We start from the raw sequence: 19297 nt of genomic DNA on the forward strand, positions 1-19297 counted from the left end.
AATAAAAGCCTTACCTTATTAAGTCAAGAAACTCGTTCCTTGTTCTACTATCTGACTTAAAACTTCCAAATAATGAGCTGGTTACCATTTCTGTTCCGGGCATTTTTACTCCCCTCATACTTGAGCATAAATGTTGAGCAGTAATTACAACACCTGCTCCTAAAGCATCAGTTTTTTCATAAATAGCCTCACCAATTTGTTCTGTCAATCTTTCTTGTACCTGTAATCTTCTTGCAAACATTAATGCAATTCTAGGCAATTTTGAAAGACCTATAACTCTATCTTTAGGCAAATATCCAATATGAATTTTTCCAAAAAAAGGTAAAAGATGGTGTTCGCATAAAGAGTAAAAACTTATATTTCTTACAGTTACTATTTGGTCATGTTTTACATCAAACAATGCATTATTAATAATTGAATCTATGTCAGCACTATAGCCTTCAAGAAGTTCTTCATACGCTTTTGCTACTCTCTTAGGTGTATCTTCAGTTCCTTTTTTATCAATATCATCTTTAAGACTATCTAAAATATTTTTAAAAGATTCTTCTATGATTTTTTTATCTACTTTACCTATTTTATCCTCCTGCAATAGATGGCAAAAAATGCACTTCTGTTTCTGGTTCTAGTTCTTGTAAAAGGCCTTTTCTTGTAGCAGAAAAACCACAAATGGCAGCTAAACCTGGCTTTATTCTCTCTTCTTCTACAAGATGCTCTTTAGTTCCAGGAAACATTTTTTCTAGATTATCTATAACTTCTCTTAAGGTTTTTCCTTGAACTTCTATGAAGTCTTGATTATTTGTAGCCTTTTTTAATTGGTAAGGCAAAAAAACTTTAGCCAATTTATAAAACCTCTAGAATTTTTCTTGGATTCATTGGTGTTTCAAATAATCTTTTCCCAATAGCATTATTAATTGCATTTCCAACAGCTGCTAATGGTGGAACTATAGGTACCTCTCCAACACCTCTTACACCAAAAGGATGAAGTGGATTAGGTACTTCTACAAGTATCACATCTATGTTTGGCATATCTAAAGCTGTTGGCATTCTATAATCTAAAAAACTAGTATTTGCCATACTTCCATCATTTTCAATATAGTACTCTTCATTTAAAGCCCATCCAATACCTTGAACAGCACCACCCTTAATTTGTCCTTCCACATAAGCAGGATAAATTGCTTTTCCAACATCTTGGATAGCTGTGTATTTAATGACATCTGTTTTTCCTGTTTGGGGATCAATTTCAATATCACAAATCCCTACCCCAAATCCGTTTCCTGCTACAGATAAATTAACTGAAGCAGTCGATGTTACTGGTCCTCCAGTAGGATTTATTTTTGATGCTAATTCTGAAATATCTATTTTTCTTTTTGAATCTTCAGAAATAAAAATACCTTTATCAAAAACAATTGCAGATTCAGGTTCTTCCCAAAGTATCGAAACTCTTCTTTTCATTTCTTCAATCAATTTATTTGCTGCTTGCCAACCTGCATATCCTGTTGCATATGTAGTTCTAGAACCACCAGTAGTTTGAGTAAATCCAATAGTATCAGTATCTGGAATTGATGGGTGTATACTTTCTGCGGGTATTCCAAGAGTCTCTGCAACTTGCATAGATATTGAAGTTCTTGATCCTCCGATATCAGCTGAACCTTCATTCAATGCTATATTACCGTCATCCTGAAGCATTAGATCTACAGTTGATCTACCTCCTCCATTATGCCAGTAACCACAAGAAAGCCCTCTACCATAAATCTTATTTTTATTTCTTTTATTAATTTTTGAATTCCAATGCTCACTATGTTTTGCGGCTTCTAAAGTTTGGATAAAACCTATCTTGTGAAATAGTACTCCATCAGGTTTTCTAGTTCCTTCTTTAGAAGCATTATTGATTCTAAAATCAATTTTATCCCAAGTCATTTTTTCGCATATTTCGTCTATAACACTTTCTACTGCAAATGATACTTGAGGTGAACCAGGAGCCCTATAAGCAGCAGATTTAGGTTTATTAACCAAAACGTCAAATGCATCTACTTGTATGTTAGGGATGTTATAGCATGCAAGGCAACAAACAGATCCGGCTGCTATTGCAGAACCTGGAAAGGCACCTGCTTCAAACTTTAGATCTACCAATCCAGACTGTATTTTTCCATCATTACTTACACCCATCTTAACTATGACTTTACCACCTGGAGCAGGACCTGATCCTTGAAACACTGATACTCTATCCATAATCATCTTTACCGGTCTATAACCTGATTTTTTTGATAAAATAGCCGCAATTGGAGGTAGGTATACTTTAGTTTTACCTCCAAATCCTCCTCCAATTTCAACTGGAAAGGTTGTCACTTTTGAAACTGATAAATCTAGAAACCCAGCTGTTAGATCTCTAACTGCAAATTGTCCTTGAGTACTAGACCATAATGATAAATGATCATTTTCGTCCCAATGAGCTGTAGCATTATGAGGTTCAATATATCCTTGATGAACCATTTTAAGATTGAATTCTCTTTCAATTATAAGATCGCTTTTTTCAAATCCATCTTTTATATTTCCTAATGCATGTCTAAAATGTTGAGCAATATTGCTGTTTCTAACTTTCTCTCCTAAATGATCAGATTCTAAATCTTCTAAGATTATTGGCGCATTTTTAGCTATGGCTTCATCTACATTTTTTACGGGATCTAAGACTTCATATTCAACTTTTATTAATTTACATGCTTCCTTAGCAGTATTTCTATCTTTTGCTGAAACTGCAGCAACTGCATGACCTTTATAAAGTACCTTTTTACTAGCTAAAATATTATCAGCGTCTCTTTTAATAGATTTATTTCCGTCAGGCTTTTGATTAATTGGTATATCTTTTGATGTAATCACAGAAAAAACACCTTCCATTTTTTCTGCCTTGGATGTATCTATTGAAATAATTTTTGCATGAGCATACGGACTTCTTAATGTTTCTGCCCAAATCAGATTAGGTAGCTTGACATCTGCTCCATATATAGCTCGCCCTGTAACCTTATCATAACCATCATGCCTAATAGGATTGGTACCAATTACCTTATAATCCTTTTTTGATTCAAAATTTATTGTCATACTTATTATGTTCCTTTCAAAAAAAAACCGTGATACTAAATTTTATAATTATGTTAATAAAACTCACAGATCACGGTTTTAATTTTCAATTTTTTTTTGTCTTGGGATTAGTCAGATATTTTCCCTAACACGTTTAGAATTTTTCCTGGTTTCATTGGTGCATCATAGAATCTTTTACCAAGAGCGTCGTGAAGAGCATTACCAATTGCTCCAACAGGAGGACAAATAGGTACTTCTCCCACACCTCTAACTCCAAACGGATGTCCTGGATTTGGTACTTCTACTATGATTGTTTCAATGTTTGGCAGGTCTAATGCTGTAGGCATTCTGTAATCTAGGTAAGAAGTATTAGCCTGAGACCCATCATCTTTCATATAATACTCTTCATTTAGAGCCCAACCTATTCCTTGTACTGCTCCACCAGCCATTTGACCTTTTACGTATGCAGGATAAATAGCTGTTCCAACATCTTGTACTACAGTATATCTTGCAATATCTGTTTTACCTGTTTCAGGGTCAACATCTATATCAACAATGTGAGTCCCGAATGCACCTCCAGCTGATTCAAGGTCTACGCTACCTGTTGATGAAGCGGGTCCTCCTGTATTATCAAGATTGGATGCTAGTTCTTTGAAAGAGAACTTCAATTCTGGATCTTTTGTTGCAAAAAATGTTCCATCTTCAAAGTCAATATCATTTTTATCTAGTGACCAAATTATTGAACATCTTTCTTTTAGAACTTCAATTAGATTTTCTGCTGCTTTGACAGCGGCAAACCCTGTAGCATAAGTTGTTCTTGATCCTCCTGTTACATCTGCATAACCAGCTGTATCTGTATCTCCAACTGATGGTATGAAATTCTCTACTCCTATACCTAAAACTTCAGCAGCTTGCATTGAGATTGATGTTCTTGTTCCTCCAATGTCAGTTGAACCTTCAACTAGTGCGACAGAACCATCATTATTCACTGTGAGTGAAACAGCAGATTTTAATCCTACATTAAACCAGTACCCTGAAGCTACTCCTCTTCCCCTTACTCTTCCTTGAGGGGGTGTACCTAAATCAGAATTCCAATGGTCACTTGATTTTGCTGCTTCTAATACTTCAACATTTCCTATTTTAGGGAATACGACTCCATCAGCTCTTCTAGTATCCTCTTTAGAAGCATTTCTGAGCCTAAAGTCAATTGGATCCATATTATGTAATCTGGCTAACTCATCAGAAACAGTTTCTGCAGCAAAAGCAGCTTGAGGTGAACCAGGTGCCCTGTATGCAGCTGATTTAGGTTTATTTACCACAATATCATATCCATCTATTCTAGTATTTGGAATATCATAAGGAGCAAAAATACATTGAACAGCAGCTCCTACCGCTGCTCCGGGGAAACCACCAGCTTCCAATTTTATTGAAGTTTCAGCAGCAATAATATTAGCATCTTTATCTGTTCCCATTTTTACAGTTATAGTTCCTCCTGGAGCAGGTCCTGAAGCTTGAAAAACGCTTGACCTCTCCATTACAGCTTTAACTGGTCTTTGAGATTTCTTTGACAGGATTGAAACAACAGGTTCCAAATAGACAGGTATCTTACCACCAAATCCTCCTCCAATTTCAAGGGGAGTTACCTTTATTCTTGATACATCCATGTCTAGTATAGCTGCCGTTGAAGTCCTTACAGGAAAAGCCCCTTGTGTAGACGTCCATACCTTAATTCTGTCATCTTCATCCCAATGAGCAGTTGCATTATGTGGCTCAATATAACCCTGGTGAACCATTTGGAGAGTAAATGTTTTTTCTACTACGTGGACAGCATCCTTAAATGCTTTATCTGGATCACCAAATTCATGCCTTGTTATAGAGGCAATATTAGTATTGCTTACTTTTTCACCGATATGGTCTCCTACAAGATCTTCTAGAAGAATTGGAGCATTTTCTTTAGTAGCATCTTCTACATTAGTTACAGACTCAAGTACTTCATATTCGACTTTAACTTTTGAAGCCGCATAATCAGCTACATATCTATCTACCGCTGCAACAGCTGCAACAGCATGACCTTTGTATAGAGCTTTTTTTGTTCCCATTATATTTTCTGAAGACCATGATATATTCTCGGTACCTTCACCATGATCAATCCAACTATCTGCTAACTTAGGTAGATCCTTACCAGTCATCACTGCAAAAACACCATCAACCTTTTCGGCTTCAGATGTATCTATATTTTTGATTACAGCATGTGCATGTGGACTTCTTACAATAGATGCCCAAATCAACCCTGGAAGCTTTATATCTGCTCCATAAATTGCTCTTCCAGTAACTTTATCGTATCCATCATGCCGTATTGGATTAGATCCAATTACTTTATAATTTTTTGAGTCTGATACATTTACCATAATATTCTCCTTTTATTATGAATTCTTTGCAGCCTTCTGAACTGCTTTAATTATATTTTCGTAACCTGTACATCGGCATAGATTGCCTGCAAGCCAATGTCTAATTCTTTCTTCACTAGGATCAGGTTCATTATCTAGCAATCCCTTTGCAGCTACTAAAAATCCAGGAGTACAAATTCCACACTGCAAAGCAGCTTCTTCTAGAAAAGCTTGTTGCAGAGGATGTAACCCTTCAGGTGTAGCCATTCCTTCAACTGTTTCAATATTTTGTCCATCAACTTCAGCTGCAAGCACTAAGCATGAATCAACGATTCTATCGTTTACTGATACTGTACATGCACCACAGTTACCATCCAAACATCCTTCTTTACTACCTGTAAGACCTACGATTTCTCTAAGTGCATCTAACAAGCTAACGTATGGATCAGTGAGAAATTCTTCGGGTCTACCATTTATAGTAGTTTTAACATGAATCTTTTCAGTGGCCATTCTATCCTCCTATTCTTTCTAGTGACTTAGTTAGAGTTCTTTTAGTTAGAACTTCAACCAAATGTTGTCTTTGTTCAACTGTACCTCTCATATCTTCAATAGGAGAACATTCAGTTTTAGCAATACTTGCAGCTTCACTGAAAGATGACTCATTAGCATCTTTTCCTATTAATGACTCAGAGGCTTTTTTTGCAAATACTGGAGTTGGACCAACTGAAGCTAATGCTATTCTTGCATCCTTAATCTTTCCATCTGACCCTAATAAAATACTTGATCCGACGGCTGCCACTGCAATGTCCATTTCGTTTCTTGGTATAAATCTTTCATAAGCAGAACCGAAGTTTTCTCCTTGATTAGGTATATCTATTGAAACTAACATTTCACCCTTACCTAGTGCATTAGCTCCAGGTCCTGTACAAAATTCTTCAACAGGAATATCTCTTCCACCAGAAGGCCCTTCAACATGTGCAACAGCTGAATGAACTATTAGTGGGCAAATACCATCAGCAGATGGGGTTGAATTACATAAATTTCCTCCGAATCCTGATCTAGACTGAATTTGTATGCCTCCAATTAATGAAGCGGCATCTATTAATCCCGGGAATAATTCACTAATTTCTTTATCTTCGTAAAGCATATGACAAGGGACAGCTCCACCAATTTTTAAGTTATCTTTGCTATTTTTTACCTCAGTCAATTCAGGTATCTTTTTTACATCAACTACAACATCTAAATCAAATCGTCCGCCTCTTACTTGAACCAATAGATCTGTTCCCCCTGCCATTGGCCTAGCTTTATCTCCATGTTTAGTTAATATCTCCACAGCCTCTTCCACTGTTGAGGGTGCAGCATATGCAAATGGTTGCATCATGACTCCTTTCGAGTTTTATCTCTAGTTTATCTCTTTCTTCTTCTTATTATTTTATAACTCTTTACTCAAGAATCAAAGAGTTATAAAAATTTTTTAAGGTTATTTAACTTTTCCTACTCTATTTAAAGAGCCAATCAAGAGTAATGCTCCCATAGCAATAATAATAAAACTCGTAAATCCTATAAACATAAAAGTGAAAGATATTGATATAAATTCTCCTAAATAACCTACTAATATTGCACCCAAAGCTACTGAACCCCAACTAAGTTGGCTAATACTCATTACCCTTCCTCTAAACTTTTCTTCAACATTTGATTGGATTATAGTTGAACTCATAGTATTAAATATTACTTTTGAAAATGAAAGTAAGGAAAATATTATAAATACGTTCTTTATACCAAAGCTTGTACCCAAAAGTATAAGAGAAATAGATAAGATTATTCCAAATAAAAAATAGAATATATACATATTTATTTTTTGGCCAAAAATAATCAAAAAAGTCGTTGATAATAAGCCTGAAATACCTCCAAATAGTAGTAGCTGTCCGTAGGTTTCAGAATTCCCATCTAATAAATCTGTCGTAAGCGCGGGTAGGAGGACTTCATTTGACCCAGCAGTTATGCCAACTAGTAAACCAATTAATGTTATGTTTCTTATAGTTTTGTTAGAAAATAAATATTTTGCCCCAGATATAAGATCATTTTTTATGCTTTGTCGACCCATATCTTTAGGTACGAAATGTAGAGAAGAATCCATTTTTAATAAAGTGATGAAAGTTAATATATAAGAGCTACCAATTATAAAAAAAAGTCCTTCTAGCCCTAGCTTCATAACAATTGGATGAAATAGAGAAGGACCAATTATTCCCGATACCCCAAATACTATTGAGTACATAGATATACCTACTGCAAGAGATTCTTTTTTTACTAATTTTGCAATCATGGATGCTCTTGATGGAATATCTATTGCTAGTAAGCAACCTGTAAAAAAACTAATAATAATCAAAATCAGTGGATTCATCAGATTTATAAAAATTATTATCCCTGTTAGAACGGTTAAGATAGCAAAAAAGAATCTAGTAGTTTGAAGAATTCTTAATCTATTATATTTGTCTGCTATTACTCCGCCAAAAATACTAAATAGTAATACAGGGGTTAAATTTGCACTTGATACTAGGCCTAGTAGCGCTTCTGAATCTGTCATGGTTCTCATTAGCCAAAGTCTTCCATAAATTAATGCCCACATTCCTATATTTGAAAATAATGCAGCTACCCAAAATAAAGAATATTCTCTAGAAAAAAATAATTCTACAAAAGGTTGATCTCTAATTATCATCTGGGTAAAGTCTTTTAGAGTGAAACTCTAAATCACCACCTAAGCTTTTGTTAATTAGGATTTTTTTTGTAAGTAAGTGTAAACCATAATCCCAAGTGAAACCAATAGCACCATGAAGTTGATGGGATAACCATGATAATTTATCTAGTTCGGTGTCACATTTGATTTTTGTCATAGATACTTTTTTTGAAAATTCCTTGGTATCTATGTTTTTTGATGTATTTCTAATTAATTCTCTAGTTTCATTAATTGAAATAAATATTTCTGAGCATTTATGTTGTAATGATTGGAATCCACCTATTTTTTTACCAAATGCCTCTCTGTTAGATATATATTCAATAGTTTTATCGAATATTTTTTGACTTAAACCTATTGATTCTGAGCATTGAGCAAGGAGTGATAAATTAAAAATTTGTTCTAAGATTTGTTCAGAGACATCGAAATCAATGATATGTTTTTTTTCTACTTCGTAATCATTGAAAACCAATTCAACAACTTTGTCTCCTATAAGACTTATTTTTTCATTTCTGGGAATTAATAAATTATTTGGAATAATAAATAACTTAATTTTGCTATTATTTTTTCCTACGATAATTGTATCTGTAGAATCATTAAAAAATTCTAAATTTACAATTTTTCCACTTAATATAAAATCATTATCTTTCATTTGAAAATTAATAAATTTCTTTGATTCAAACTGATTTGATATAGAGCTGGTGATAATTTTTTTAGATGAAGATAGTTTTTCGATTAGTTTTGAAGAATTTTGTTTGTCAATATTTTGAAGATTAAAAATACCTGAAATCAAGTTATTTATGATTGGTCCATTACATAGATAATATCCCCATTTTTCCATAAATAGGCAAAAGTCAAAAAAATCTAATCCAAATCCTCCGAATTTTTCATCTGTTAGCATACCTAAATAACCTAATTTTGAAACATCTTCATAACCATATCGATATTCATTTAAATTTTCAGCTTTTTGATTCAATTTTCTAAAGTCTACTTTGTCAGAAAATGCATTATCTAATGATTCTAAAATCATTTTTTGTGACTCATTTATATTGAAATCTATCATCTTGGTAGTCCTAATCCTCTTTGAGCGATTATATTTTTTTGAATTTCATTAGTTCCTCCAAGAATACCTCCTGAAACAAAAAAGAATCTATTTTTTATTATTCTTTCTGCAAATAAATCATTATTTTTAGTATCAAGAAAAATAGATTTGGATTTCAATAACTTGAATGCGTAATCATGAATATCAATATTTATTTCGGTTGCTAATATTTTGCTCATTGATGGTTCCATATGAATTTCGTTGCTTTGTTCTTTGATCCACAAGGCTTTATAGGTCATTATTTTCGCAGACTCTAAATTAGCCCTTAGTATTGCTAAGTTATTTTTAATTTCAGGATTTTCTATAAGATTATTTTTATAGCAATAATCTACAAGATCATCTAGGCATCTTTCAGCCCATCCAATGTAATCAATTCCAGATCTTTCAAAATTTAACAAATCTAGAGCAATCATCCATCCATCATGTAATTTACCGATAACATTATCTGCTGAAACTTTTACCCCTTTAAAAACGACTTCATTAAACGAAGATTTACCAGAGATATTCTTGATGGGGTTAACTTTTATTCCAGGGTCGTTCATATCTAATAAAAGTAATGATAGCCCTTTATGTCTTTTAGTATCTGGTTGAGTTCTAATTAATATGAACATTCTATTTGCTCGATGGGCGAGTGTGGTCCAAATTTTAGATCCATTAATAGTAATGGTATTTGACTCTTCATCATAATCACCTTTGGTTGTTATTGATGCTAAATCTGATCCTGAATTAGGTTCAGAATAACCTTGACACCATTGGGACTTACCCGATGTTATTTCTGTAAGAAATTTTTTCTTTTGATATTCAGAGCCATATTTCAATATCGTGGGCCCAATCATTCTAACGCCAAATCTATCATTGCCAGGAGCCATCCTATATGCCATTGTTTCTGAAAGTATTATTGACTTAGAAAAATCATCACCTAATCCACCATACTCTTTTGGCCAAGAAGGTGCTATCCATTTTTTTTTAGATAATGCATTCTTAATTTTATTAGATATATCCCAATGGCTATCTAAACTTTCATCAGGATAATTTTGCCAATTATTAGGCAAAAAGTTATCTAGCAAAGAGTTTAATTCTTTTTTGAATGATAAATCTTCTTCTGAAAACATTGAAATTCGAAATTATATTAAAATATTCTAATTATACTTTAAATTGGTATTTCATTATTCCTTTTTTCAAATTCGTCTATAGAATTTAGACGCTTAATTTTTTGCCTCGAAGCTAAATTTGATTTTATGATATTTTTTTCATCCTCAGACTTAGCGGATTCAAATCCAAATCTCTCGAAAGATAGTTGTGATTTTTTCTTTGGGTATTTTTGAAATGGGAACCCAGCAGTTCTTCCCAAAAGATTAAGGAGAGTTATAGATGCTCCTCTTGGTTTGTATTGACCTTGTTCCCATTCACTAATAGTTTGCTGCCTTACACCTAATTCATTGGCAAGCTTTGTCTGAGAGTTTCCAATATGATCTCTGAGTGCAAGAACTGTTTCAGAATTCCACTCAAAATTATTAATTTTATTGATGTTATTTATAACCATAGAAAAAGGTTATTTTAATTTTTTTATCATCGCATAGGATTTTTTAATCGAATTTTTATAACTTTAGAAATTAAAGAAATTTAATTTTAGCCAATTTTTGAATAACGTTAGAGATAGTTTAGTTTGTCATAAATGAATAAATATTTTTTCTTATGACATAAAATAATTATGATAGATGTTTCATCAGCAAAAAATATTTTATGAATCTTTTATATAAGAATAAATTTTATACTAATTATTATTTCGGATTGTTATTATTATTTTTATTTTCTTTTTTTATAAGAATAATAGGTCTAAATTGGGATGATGGGTTTCTTTTTCATCCTGATGAAAGAGCAATTCTTATGCATACATACGAGATTAGTTTCTCTTCTTTATCAAGGGGATTTGAAATTTTTGATGCAAGTAAAAGTTCTATAAATCCTCAATGGTTTAATTATGGTTCGTTACCTATATATTTCTTAAAATTATCTTCAATACTTATAGGTTTTTTTTATAACTTAGATATTTATGAACTAAGATATCCTGGTAGACTTTTTTCCATAATTATAGATTCATTATCAGTTGTTTTTATAACAATTTTATCTAGTTTTTTTGTTGGTAGAAAATGGAGCTTTTTATCAGGAATATTTCTTACTTTTTCAGTAATAAATATTCAAAATAGTCATTTTTATACTACTGATATTTTTATTACATTTTTCATAATTATTTTGATTATCACAAGTTATAAGAATATTGAAAATCCAACAACTAAGATATCAATTTTTCTTGCCCTATTTTTTTCAATGGGTTTGGCTTTCAAATTTTCTTTTTTACCATCTATTATTCCAATATTTTTTTCTTATTTTTTTGTTTACAGGTCAAATTATCTTTCTAGATATGAATTCCTAAAATTATTATTAATTTTCTTTTTTTCTGTAATATGCTTTTTGGCTATTTTTCAACCTTATATGTTTTTGGATTACTCTACCTATATTTCTCATATCTTAGAACAATCTAAGATGGTAAGAGGTATTTATGATTTTCCTTACACAAGGCAATACGAAAATACTTGGAATTATGTTTATCAATTTGATCAATTATTTAAATGGGGACTAGGACCTATACTTGGAACTATTTGTTATTTAGGATTTATTTATTTTATTTTTTATACTTACAAATATAAATCCAAATTAGGTTTCATGATCCTGTTATGGGTTATTATTTATGTAATTATAAATGGCAACTTTCAGGTGAAATTTATGAGATACTTTTTACCTGTAGTTCCTTTTTTAGTTCTTTTTGGAACGGTTTTATTAAGAGACCTAAATAAAAAAATATTACAATTCTCAAAAAAATATTTTTACGTAAGATATTTATTGTTATTGTTGTTACTGGTTCCAATAATTCACTTCTCAATCTCATTTATAAATGGAATATACCTTACTGATCATCCAGCTGTTTTAGCATCTAAGTGGTTAGAGGAAAATAATAGCTCTAAAATTTCTGTAGTTCAGGACCATTGGGAAGAATCTATTCCAAACTCTTCAAAAATAAATTTAGTTCACGAACGTTTGGAGTTATATAATATGGATTCTGAAGATAAGTTCGATAAAATTTTTTCAAATTTATCATCAGCAGATTATTATGTTATTTTTTCAAATAGGCTATATGGAACAATTCCTCGTTTAGAAGAAAGATATCCTGCCTCTTATTTATTTTATGAAAAATTATTTGATGGATCTTTAGGTTTTGAAATAGTTAATTTTCAAAAACAATCTATGAATTGGTTATCTATAAATTATTCAGAAAATTATTTTGAAAGGATAAATATTATTAAGCCTGAAAAAATTTCAAATTATGAGGATAAATTCCTAATAAATATAGATTTAGGATTTTCAGATGAAAGTTTTTCTGTTTATGACCATCCAAATGTGATAATTTTCAAAAATAATAAAAATTATACTAAGGAACAGCTATTTGAAATCTCCAATATTACAAATTCAAATGATAACTTCCAATTTAATTTTTTCTCTGAGGATTATTATAAAAAATACCCCAAAAATAATTCAATAAATGAAAAAAATATATTTAATTCCCAAATGTATCAAGATGGTAATACGGATATATTAAAGGTTATTTCATGGATAGTTATAATTAGTTTACTGGGATACTTGTCTGTGCCTATTTTTTATAAGTTATTTATAAATTTTCCGGATTTTGGTTTTTCTTTTTATAAATTTTTTGGATTACTATCTTTTTCTTACATTATTTGGATTCTTACATCCTATGATTTTATAGATTTTAAGCTTACTGATATTTTATTTGTATTAATGATTACATTTGTAATTTCTTTTTTCATTTATTTTAGAAATAAGCAAGAAATTAATTTTTATATAAAAAGATCCTATAAACAAATTCTTACAGTAGAGTTATTATTCTTATTATTAATTTCCTTAGGAATAATAATAAGAATCCTAAATCCTGATCTTTGGCATCCTCATAGAGGAGGTGAGAAGCCAATGGACTTAGCTTATTTGAATGCTATTGTAAGATCTTTTGATATGCCTCCTTTTGATCCATGGTTTTCAGGCTACTCCTTAAATTATTACTACTTTGGACAATTTATTGTTTCAGTCTTAGTTAAATTAACAGGAATACCAACTAATATTAGCTACAATTTAGCTATTCCAACTTTTTTTGCTTATACAGGTTCAATTATTTTTGGATTTTCTTCAGGTTTTGTATATCTTTACAAAAAAGCAAGGGGTATAGATGCTAATTGGTTTAAGACTCCTCTATATATTGGATTCTTTGCTCTTTTTTCTGTTCTTATCTTTGGAAATATTGATGGATTAATTCAGCTAATAAATATAATTTTTGATAGACAAGATTTCTTTGACTATTGGAGAAGTACTAGAATAATTTCTATGAATTCTTCTGGATTAGAAATAAATGAATTTCCTTTTTTTACATTTTTATTTGCAGATTTACATGCTCATTTGCTTAGTATACCTTTGTTAATTTCATTAATTACAGTTTCATTTATTTTTTATTATGAGTTTTTTAATAATAATTATGTGTATAAAAATTTAATCATTCTAAGTTACTTAGCTCTAATAACCGGATCAATTCAAGCAACAAATACTTGGGATTATCCAATTTCAATTACAATTGTTTTCATTTCTATAATATTTTCAACTTTATTTTCAGGAGCCCAGAAACTAGAAAAGTTTAGGTTTCTTGTTATTTATGGATCATTTTACTTTTTTATGACTAAAATACTTTTTTATGATTTTGAGAAAAATTTTATTATGCCAAATTTAGGTATTTCTTTTTCAAGCTGGCAAACACCAATTTTTTCAATATTTCAAATATCATATTTGCCTATAATTATAATATTTTTATTCTCTTTTATTTATCTAAAGAATTTATTTGGTAAGAGAATATTTTTTCCTAAAATAAACTTAAAATTTTTAAGATATAAAATTTTAGCTCTGTCTATTATTTTTATTCTATATTTTTCAATACTAATTATTCTTCAGCTTTTTACAATTCTGCTTTTTTCAATTTTAATTGTTTTCATTCTATCGATTGCAGTAATAAAGCTGGTTTTATTTGAAGGCGATTCAAAGTTATTTCTCTGGATAAGTTTGTTGATTTTTCTAGGATTATCTTTACCAATATTTACAGATATTTTTGTTATTAATGATGATATCAATAGGATGAATACTGTATTTAAGTTTCATTTCCAGTCTTGGATACTACTTAACTTAGGAGTATCTTTACTAATTCCTATTATTTTTCAGGAAATAGATAAAAAAGTAATTAAGAGTCTAACTTTATCACTTATTTCTGTTCTAGTTTTTGTAGGAATGATTTATCCTATTTATTCAATTAGGCCAAGAATTTTAGATAGATTTAATAATGATTATAAGGGTCTTGATGGAATAGATTATATGAAGACTTCTACTTACTTGCAAACTGGAAGTTCAATAGATTTATCTAGCACATATTTTGCTACACAATGGATTAATAATAATGTTCAAGGTAATCCAATAATTATAGAAGCTTCTAAGGATCTATATACCTGGTCCTCGAATATATCTATAAATACAGGACTCCCTTCTGTTTTAGGTTGGGATTGGCATCAAAAACAACAAAGATCCTTAAGTCCTGATATGGTAAATTTAAGAAAAAAGCAGATTGATGAATTTTATTCAACAAATTCCTTACAATACTTAGAAGACTTTTTAGATTATTACTCAGTAGAACTGATCATATTTGGACCTATTGAAAGAATACATTATCCAGATTTCAACATAAGATTTAATCAAAATATGAAGAATAAAATTAATGAAATTTATAACAGTAGTGATTATATAATTTATGAATATAAACAATAAGTCTATATTTTTTGATATTTATGGAACTCTCGCGGGTTTTTACCCTGAAAGAGAAAAAATACAAAGAAAAATTTTGAGTAAACATAATATTTTCTTATCTGAATCTCAAATCTTAAGTGGTTATAAAGAAGCTGATGAGTTTATGGTTTATCAAAAGAAGGTTAAGCCTCTTAGATTAATGAATAAAAATGAACTTCAGATATTTTTTTCCGCTTATGAAAGCAAAATATTAGAAAAAAATAATATATTTATTGATAAAAATAAAACTTTAGAAATATGGGATGAAATATCTAAAGAAAAGTATGAATTGAAAATTTTTTCAGATGTGTATGAGAACCTTGAGTATCTACGAGACAAAAAGATTATTTGTGCAGGAATTACTAACATGAATATATCAGGTAAAAAATTAATTCAGGACCTAAAACTTCAAAAACACTTAGAATTTATAATTACCTCTTATGATTGTAAATCAGAAAAACCTAATCCAAAGATTTTTGAATATTGTCTTAAAAAATCAGGAGCAAAGAAAAAAAATTCTTATTTAGTGGGAGATCAAATTGAATCTGACATAAAAGGAGCTAAAGATTTTGGAATTACTCCCATACTGATAGATAGGTATAATCACTACAAAGAGTTCAATTTATCAGAAAAGATTTCTAATCTTGATGGTCTAAAAAAAATATTTTAGACCATCAAGACAATAAATTTACGCGTCGAAAGATAGATAGAACTCATACGGATGAGGTCTTAATCTAACTGGATCAACATCATTTTCTCTCTTAAAATCAATCCATGATCTTATAATATCCTCTGTAAAGACTCCTCCCTTAAGTAGAAAGTCATGGTCTTCTTCTAGAGCATTTAAGGCTTCTTCAAGGCTTGAAGGTACCTGTGGTAACTTTGCTTGCTCTTCAGCTGGCATTTCAAATAAATCCTGTTCCAATGGATCGCCTGGATCGTAACCATTTTCAATACCATCTAAACCTGCTAATAACATCGCTGAGAAAGTTAGGTAAGGATTACAAGTAGGATCAGCTGATCTAAATTCAATTCTTTTTGCTGCAGGATTTTGGAAATACATAGGAACCCTACAAGCAGCCGATCTATTTCTAGCAGACAAAGCTAAAATAGTTGGAGCTTCGAAGCCTGGTGTAAGTCTTTTATAAGAATTAGTGGTTGGAGCAGCTAAAGCCATTAGTGCTTTTCCATGCTTTATTAATCCTCCCGTATAATTTAATCCTAATTGGGAAAATCCTCCATAAAGATCTCCAGCAAATAAAGGCTTTCCATCTTTCCAAATAGACTGATGTGTATGCATACCCGTACCATTATCTTCGAAAATTGGCTTAGGCATAAATGTTGCTACTTTTCCATGTCTTTTAGCAACATTTTTTACAACATACTTATATGCCATTACATTATCAGCTGTTTCTAGTAAAGTATTGTAAACTATATCAATTTCACCTTGACCACCTGTAGCAACTTCGTGGTGCTGTTTTTCAACTTTTATACCGAATGAATCCTGCATAACTCTTATCATTTCGTTTCTAATACCTTGTTGAGTATCAACAGGAGAAACAGGAAAATATCCACCCTTATGTCTAGGTCTATGAGATTTATTTAATGTAACTCCATCTAACATATGGCTTTCACCTGAATTCCATATTCCTTCATCAGAATCAACATGATGGAATCCATGATTAGGTCCATAATCGAAACTAGCAGAATCAAAAATAAAGAATTCAACTTCAGGACCCCAAAAGGAAGTATCTCCAATCCCAGTACTCTTGAGATATTCTTGGGCTTTCTTGGCTACATTTCTTGGATCTTTAGAGTAAAGCTCGCCAGATACTGGATCTTTAATATCAGCGATAACTGTAACCTGACCGTCAACAAATGGATCAATCTTTACTGTAGACTTATCTGGTACTAAAAGCATATCAGACTCATCAATGGATTGAAAACCTCTAATACTTGATCCGTCAAATCCTGTACCGTTAGCAAAAAGACTATCCGTAACTTCACTTATAGGAACGGAAACATGTTGCCATATACCTGGCAGATCGATAAATTTTATATCTAGTACATCGCATCCATTATCTTGCATTAATTTTAGTGCTTCTTTAGATTCATTAGCCATTTAGAAACTCCTGTCTTAAAATAATAATTGTTATTCTATAATAACTAGTATGTGTTACAAAATTGTAAATAAATATCAAACTAAATATCAAACTATGAATAAAGAAGAAAAAATCGTTAAATTAGGTAAGAATTATATAAATGATTGGATCAAGAAAAATCCTAACAAAAGATTTGATCTAAGTAACCTCTCATTTGAAGGTGTAGATTTTTCTGGATGGAGATTTTCAAAATCATCATTTAACAATTCAAAATTTATAAATTGTGATTTCTCTAATTCAGATTTATCAGAAGTATCTGCTTTAGGAGTTAATTTTACGGGTTCAATGTTTATCAAATCTGCTTTGTACAGAGCAAATTTATCAAGATCAATATGCATTGATGTAAACTTTGAAAATGCTTGGTTATATCGATGCGTATTTACAAATTCTAAAATTATAAACTGTAATTTTCATTTAGCTAAGATTCAAAAAGTTAGATGGCCAGTTGGATTTAGACTAGATTAGTTGACTGTTCTTTACGAAAAGATTTATTTTATTAGAGTCTTTTTGTTTATTTGATTCTACTCCTGAAGAAACATCTATCCCCCAAGGGTTATATTGATTTATAAATTTATTGATATTATTTGGATTTAGACCACCAGCTATTATTATGTTTTTGTTGAAAATTTTTTTATATTTAGACCAATCGAAAGTTTTTCCGGTGCCTCCTGCTGCAGTATCTGAATATGTATCCAAAATGATGAATTCTGAAACTTTTGAAAAAGATTCTATTTTTTCTCCTAATTTTTCTATGCTCATATTTTCTATAATATGAATCACTTTTATTACAGGTATCAATGATTTTGAAATATATTCAGTATTTTCATTCCCACATAGTTGTACTAGGTCTAGATTAAATTTTTTAGAAATTTCATTCATTTTTTCTACATTTTCATCAAGGAATAATCCAACTTTTTGAATTTTAGCTTTCTTTTCTTTTCTATATTTATCAATATATTTAGAAATAGATTTTGCTGTAAATTCATCTAAATATCTAATTGATTTTTTGATAAAGTTCAGTCCAATAAAATCCACATCTAAATCAATCAATAGTTTTGCTATATCATTATTTTTCACTCCACAAATCTTAATTTTTGGATTATTATCTTTCATTTATTTACGGATATTTCTGAAATTATTTTTCTAATATTATTTGATTTAATAATTGATTCTCCAATAAGCAAACCATTGGCTCCAGAATCTATCATTCTTTTGACATCTTGTGAGTTTTTTATTCCACTCTCTGCAATTTTATAAATACCAGTAGGAATATATTTAGAAATTTTTTCAAAATTCTCTAAATTAGTTGTGAGATTATCAAGATCTCGGTTATTTATACCTATAATATTGATATCAGTTTTTAATGCCATATTAAGCTCTTTTAGATTATGGACTTCTACAATAACACTCAATCCTATTTCTTTTGCTATTTCATAAAGTCTTAAGTATTCATTTTCATCAAGTATTCTTGCTATAAGTAGAATGCAATCTGCTCCTAAATATCTCGCCTCATAAATTTGATATTCATCAAAAATAAAATCTTTTTGTAAAACAGGAATTTCTTTTGGCTTTGATATTTCTAGAACATTAATTAGATCTTCATTGCTTCCTTCAAAATAATCTTCTTCAGTCAAAACAGATATAGCATCAGTGCCTGATTCAATATAAATTTTTGCTTGATTCTTGGGTATTAAGTCTTTATCTAAAACTCCTCCAGATGGTGATTTTCTTTTCATCTCTGAAATCAGGATATTTTTTTTTTGAAATATATTTTCTAGATTGTAGATTTCATCATAATTTGGACTTAAGCTTTGTAACTCAAGTAAGGATAAGACTTTTTTTTTGATTTCAAGCCTTTGTTTTTTCTTTTTAACTATTTCTTCTAATATTCCCATAT

General features: G+C 30.5%; 16 protein-coding genes. 3 read left to right on the forward strand and 13 right to left on the reverse strand.

Annotation, left to right across the window (positions count from 1 at the left end; translation table 11 throughout):
• Window positions 1-10: 10 nt before the first annotated feature.
• From folE to MK083_04035, 10 genes are all read right to left on the reverse strand, one after another.
• Window positions 11-589 (reverse strand): GTP cyclohydrolase I FolE, encoded by a 579-nt coding sequence (folE, locus tag MK083_03990; GenBank protein MCH2673615.1) that lies wholly within the window; start codon window positions 587-589, stop codon window positions 11-13.
• A complete protein-coding gene (locus MK083_03995) occupies window positions 576-839 on the reverse strand; it encodes a MoaD/ThiS family protein (GenBank protein MCH2673616.1) in 264 nt (87 codons plus the stop codon). Before MK083_03995 ends, folE begins: the two co-directional genes overlap by 14 nt.
• A gap of 1 nt (window position 840) precedes the next feature.
• Complete coding sequence (locus MK083_04000) at window positions 841-3093, reverse strand: xanthine dehydrogenase family protein molybdopterin-binding subunit (GenBank protein ID MCH2673617.1); 2253 nt, start codon at window positions 3091-3093, stop codon at window positions 841-843.
• 107 nt (window positions 3094-3200) lie between these two features.
• Complete coding sequence (locus MK083_04005) at window positions 3201-5480, reverse strand: xanthine dehydrogenase family protein molybdopterin-binding subunit (protein MCH2673618.1); 2280 nt, start codon at window positions 5478-5480, stop codon at window positions 3201-3203.
• Between the two features lie 15 nt (window positions 5481-5495).
• The gene (locus MK083_04010; protein ID MCH2673619.1) at window positions 5496-5969 is read right to left on the reverse strand and encodes a (2Fe-2S)-binding protein; all 474 of its coding nucleotides are present in this window, start codon (window positions 5967-5969) and stop codon (window positions 5496-5498) included.
• A gap of 1 nt (window position 5970) precedes the next feature.
• Entirely contained in the window at window positions 5971-6840 is an 870-nt protein-coding gene (locus MK083_04015; protein ID MCH2673620.1) for a xanthine dehydrogenase family protein subunit M, read from the reverse strand.
• A gap of 99 nt (window positions 6841-6939) precedes the next feature.
• Window positions 6940-8175 carry an MFS transporter gene (locus tag MK083_04020; protein MCH2673621.1) on the reverse strand — a complete coding sequence of 412 codons (1236 nt, stop codon included), beginning with the start codon at window positions 8173-8175 and terminating at the stop codon, window positions 6940-6942.
• Entirely contained in the window at window positions 8165-9253 is a 1089-nt protein-coding gene (locus tag MK083_04025; GenBank protein ID MCH2673622.1) for an acyl-CoA dehydrogenase family protein, read from the reverse strand. The genes MK083_04020 and MK083_04025 overlap by 11 nt, the downstream gene beginning before the upstream one ends.
• Window positions 9250-10404 (reverse strand): acyl-CoA dehydrogenase family protein, encoded by a 1155-nt coding sequence (locus tag MK083_04030; protein MCH2673623.1) that lies wholly within the window; start codon window positions 10402-10404, stop codon window positions 9250-9252. Before MK083_04030 ends, MK083_04025 begins: the two co-directional genes overlap by 4 nt.
• 38 nt (window positions 10405-10442) lie before the next feature.
• Complete coding sequence (locus tag MK083_04035; protein ID MCH2673624.1) at window positions 10443-10835, reverse strand: helix-turn-helix domain-containing protein; 393 nt, start codon at window positions 10833-10835, stop codon at window positions 10443-10445.
• A 200-nt stretch (window positions 10836-11035) separates the two neighbouring features.
• Here MK083_04035 and MK083_04040 point away from each other — a divergent pair, with 200 nt between their 5' ends.
• Both MK083_04040 and MK083_04045 read left to right on the forward strand, forming a co-directional pair.
• Complete coding sequence (locus tag MK083_04040; protein MCH2673625.1) at window positions 11036-15220, forward strand: DUF2298 domain-containing protein; 4185 nt, start codon at window positions 11036-11038, stop codon at window positions 15218-15220.
• Window positions 15204-15908, forward strand: coding sequence for an HAD family hydrolase (locus MK083_04045; protein MCH2673626.1), 705 nt, complete (start codon window positions 15204-15206; stop codon window positions 15906-15908). The genes MK083_04040 and MK083_04045 overlap by 17 nt, the downstream gene beginning before the upstream one ends.
• An 18-nt stretch (window positions 15909-15926) precedes the next feature.
• On the opposite strand, the gene glnA is transcribed toward MK083_04045, so the two are convergent.
• Window positions 15927-17360 carry a type I glutamate--ammonia ligase gene (gene glnA, locus MK083_04050; protein ID MCH2673627.1) on the reverse strand — a complete coding sequence of 478 codons (1434 nt, stop codon included), beginning with the start codon at window positions 17358-17360 and terminating at the stop codon, window positions 15927-15929.
• Window positions 17361-17454: 94 nt separating this feature from the next.
• Between glnA and MK083_04055 the strand changes: the two genes are divergently transcribed.
• Window positions 17455-17865: a pentapeptide repeat-containing protein gene (locus tag MK083_04055; protein MCH2673628.1), complete on the forward strand. Its 411-nt coding sequence runs from the start codon at window positions 17455-17457 to the stop codon at window positions 17863-17865.
• On the opposite strand, the gene MK083_04060 is transcribed toward MK083_04055, so the two are convergent.
• Together MK083_04060 and trpC are read right to left on the reverse strand one after the other, a co-directional pair.
• A complete protein-coding gene (locus MK083_04060; GenBank protein ID MCH2673629.1) occupies window positions 17857-18513 on the reverse strand; it encodes a phosphoribosylanthranilate isomerase in 657 nt (218 codons plus the stop codon). The genes MK083_04055 and MK083_04060 overlap by 9 nt on opposite strands.
• Window positions 18510-19295, reverse strand: coding sequence for an indole-3-glycerol phosphate synthase TrpC (trpC, locus tag MK083_04065; protein MCH2673630.1), 786 nt, complete (start codon window positions 19293-19295; stop codon window positions 18510-18512). The genes MK083_04060 and trpC overlap by 4 nt, the downstream gene beginning before the upstream one ends.
• Between the last annotated feature and the right edge of the window lie 2 nt (window positions 19296-19297).

The organism is Dehalococcoidia bacterium (genome assembly GCA_022451965.1).
GTDB lineage: Bacteria > Chloroflexota > Dehalococcoidia > Lucifugimonadales > Lucifugimonadaceae > TMED-70.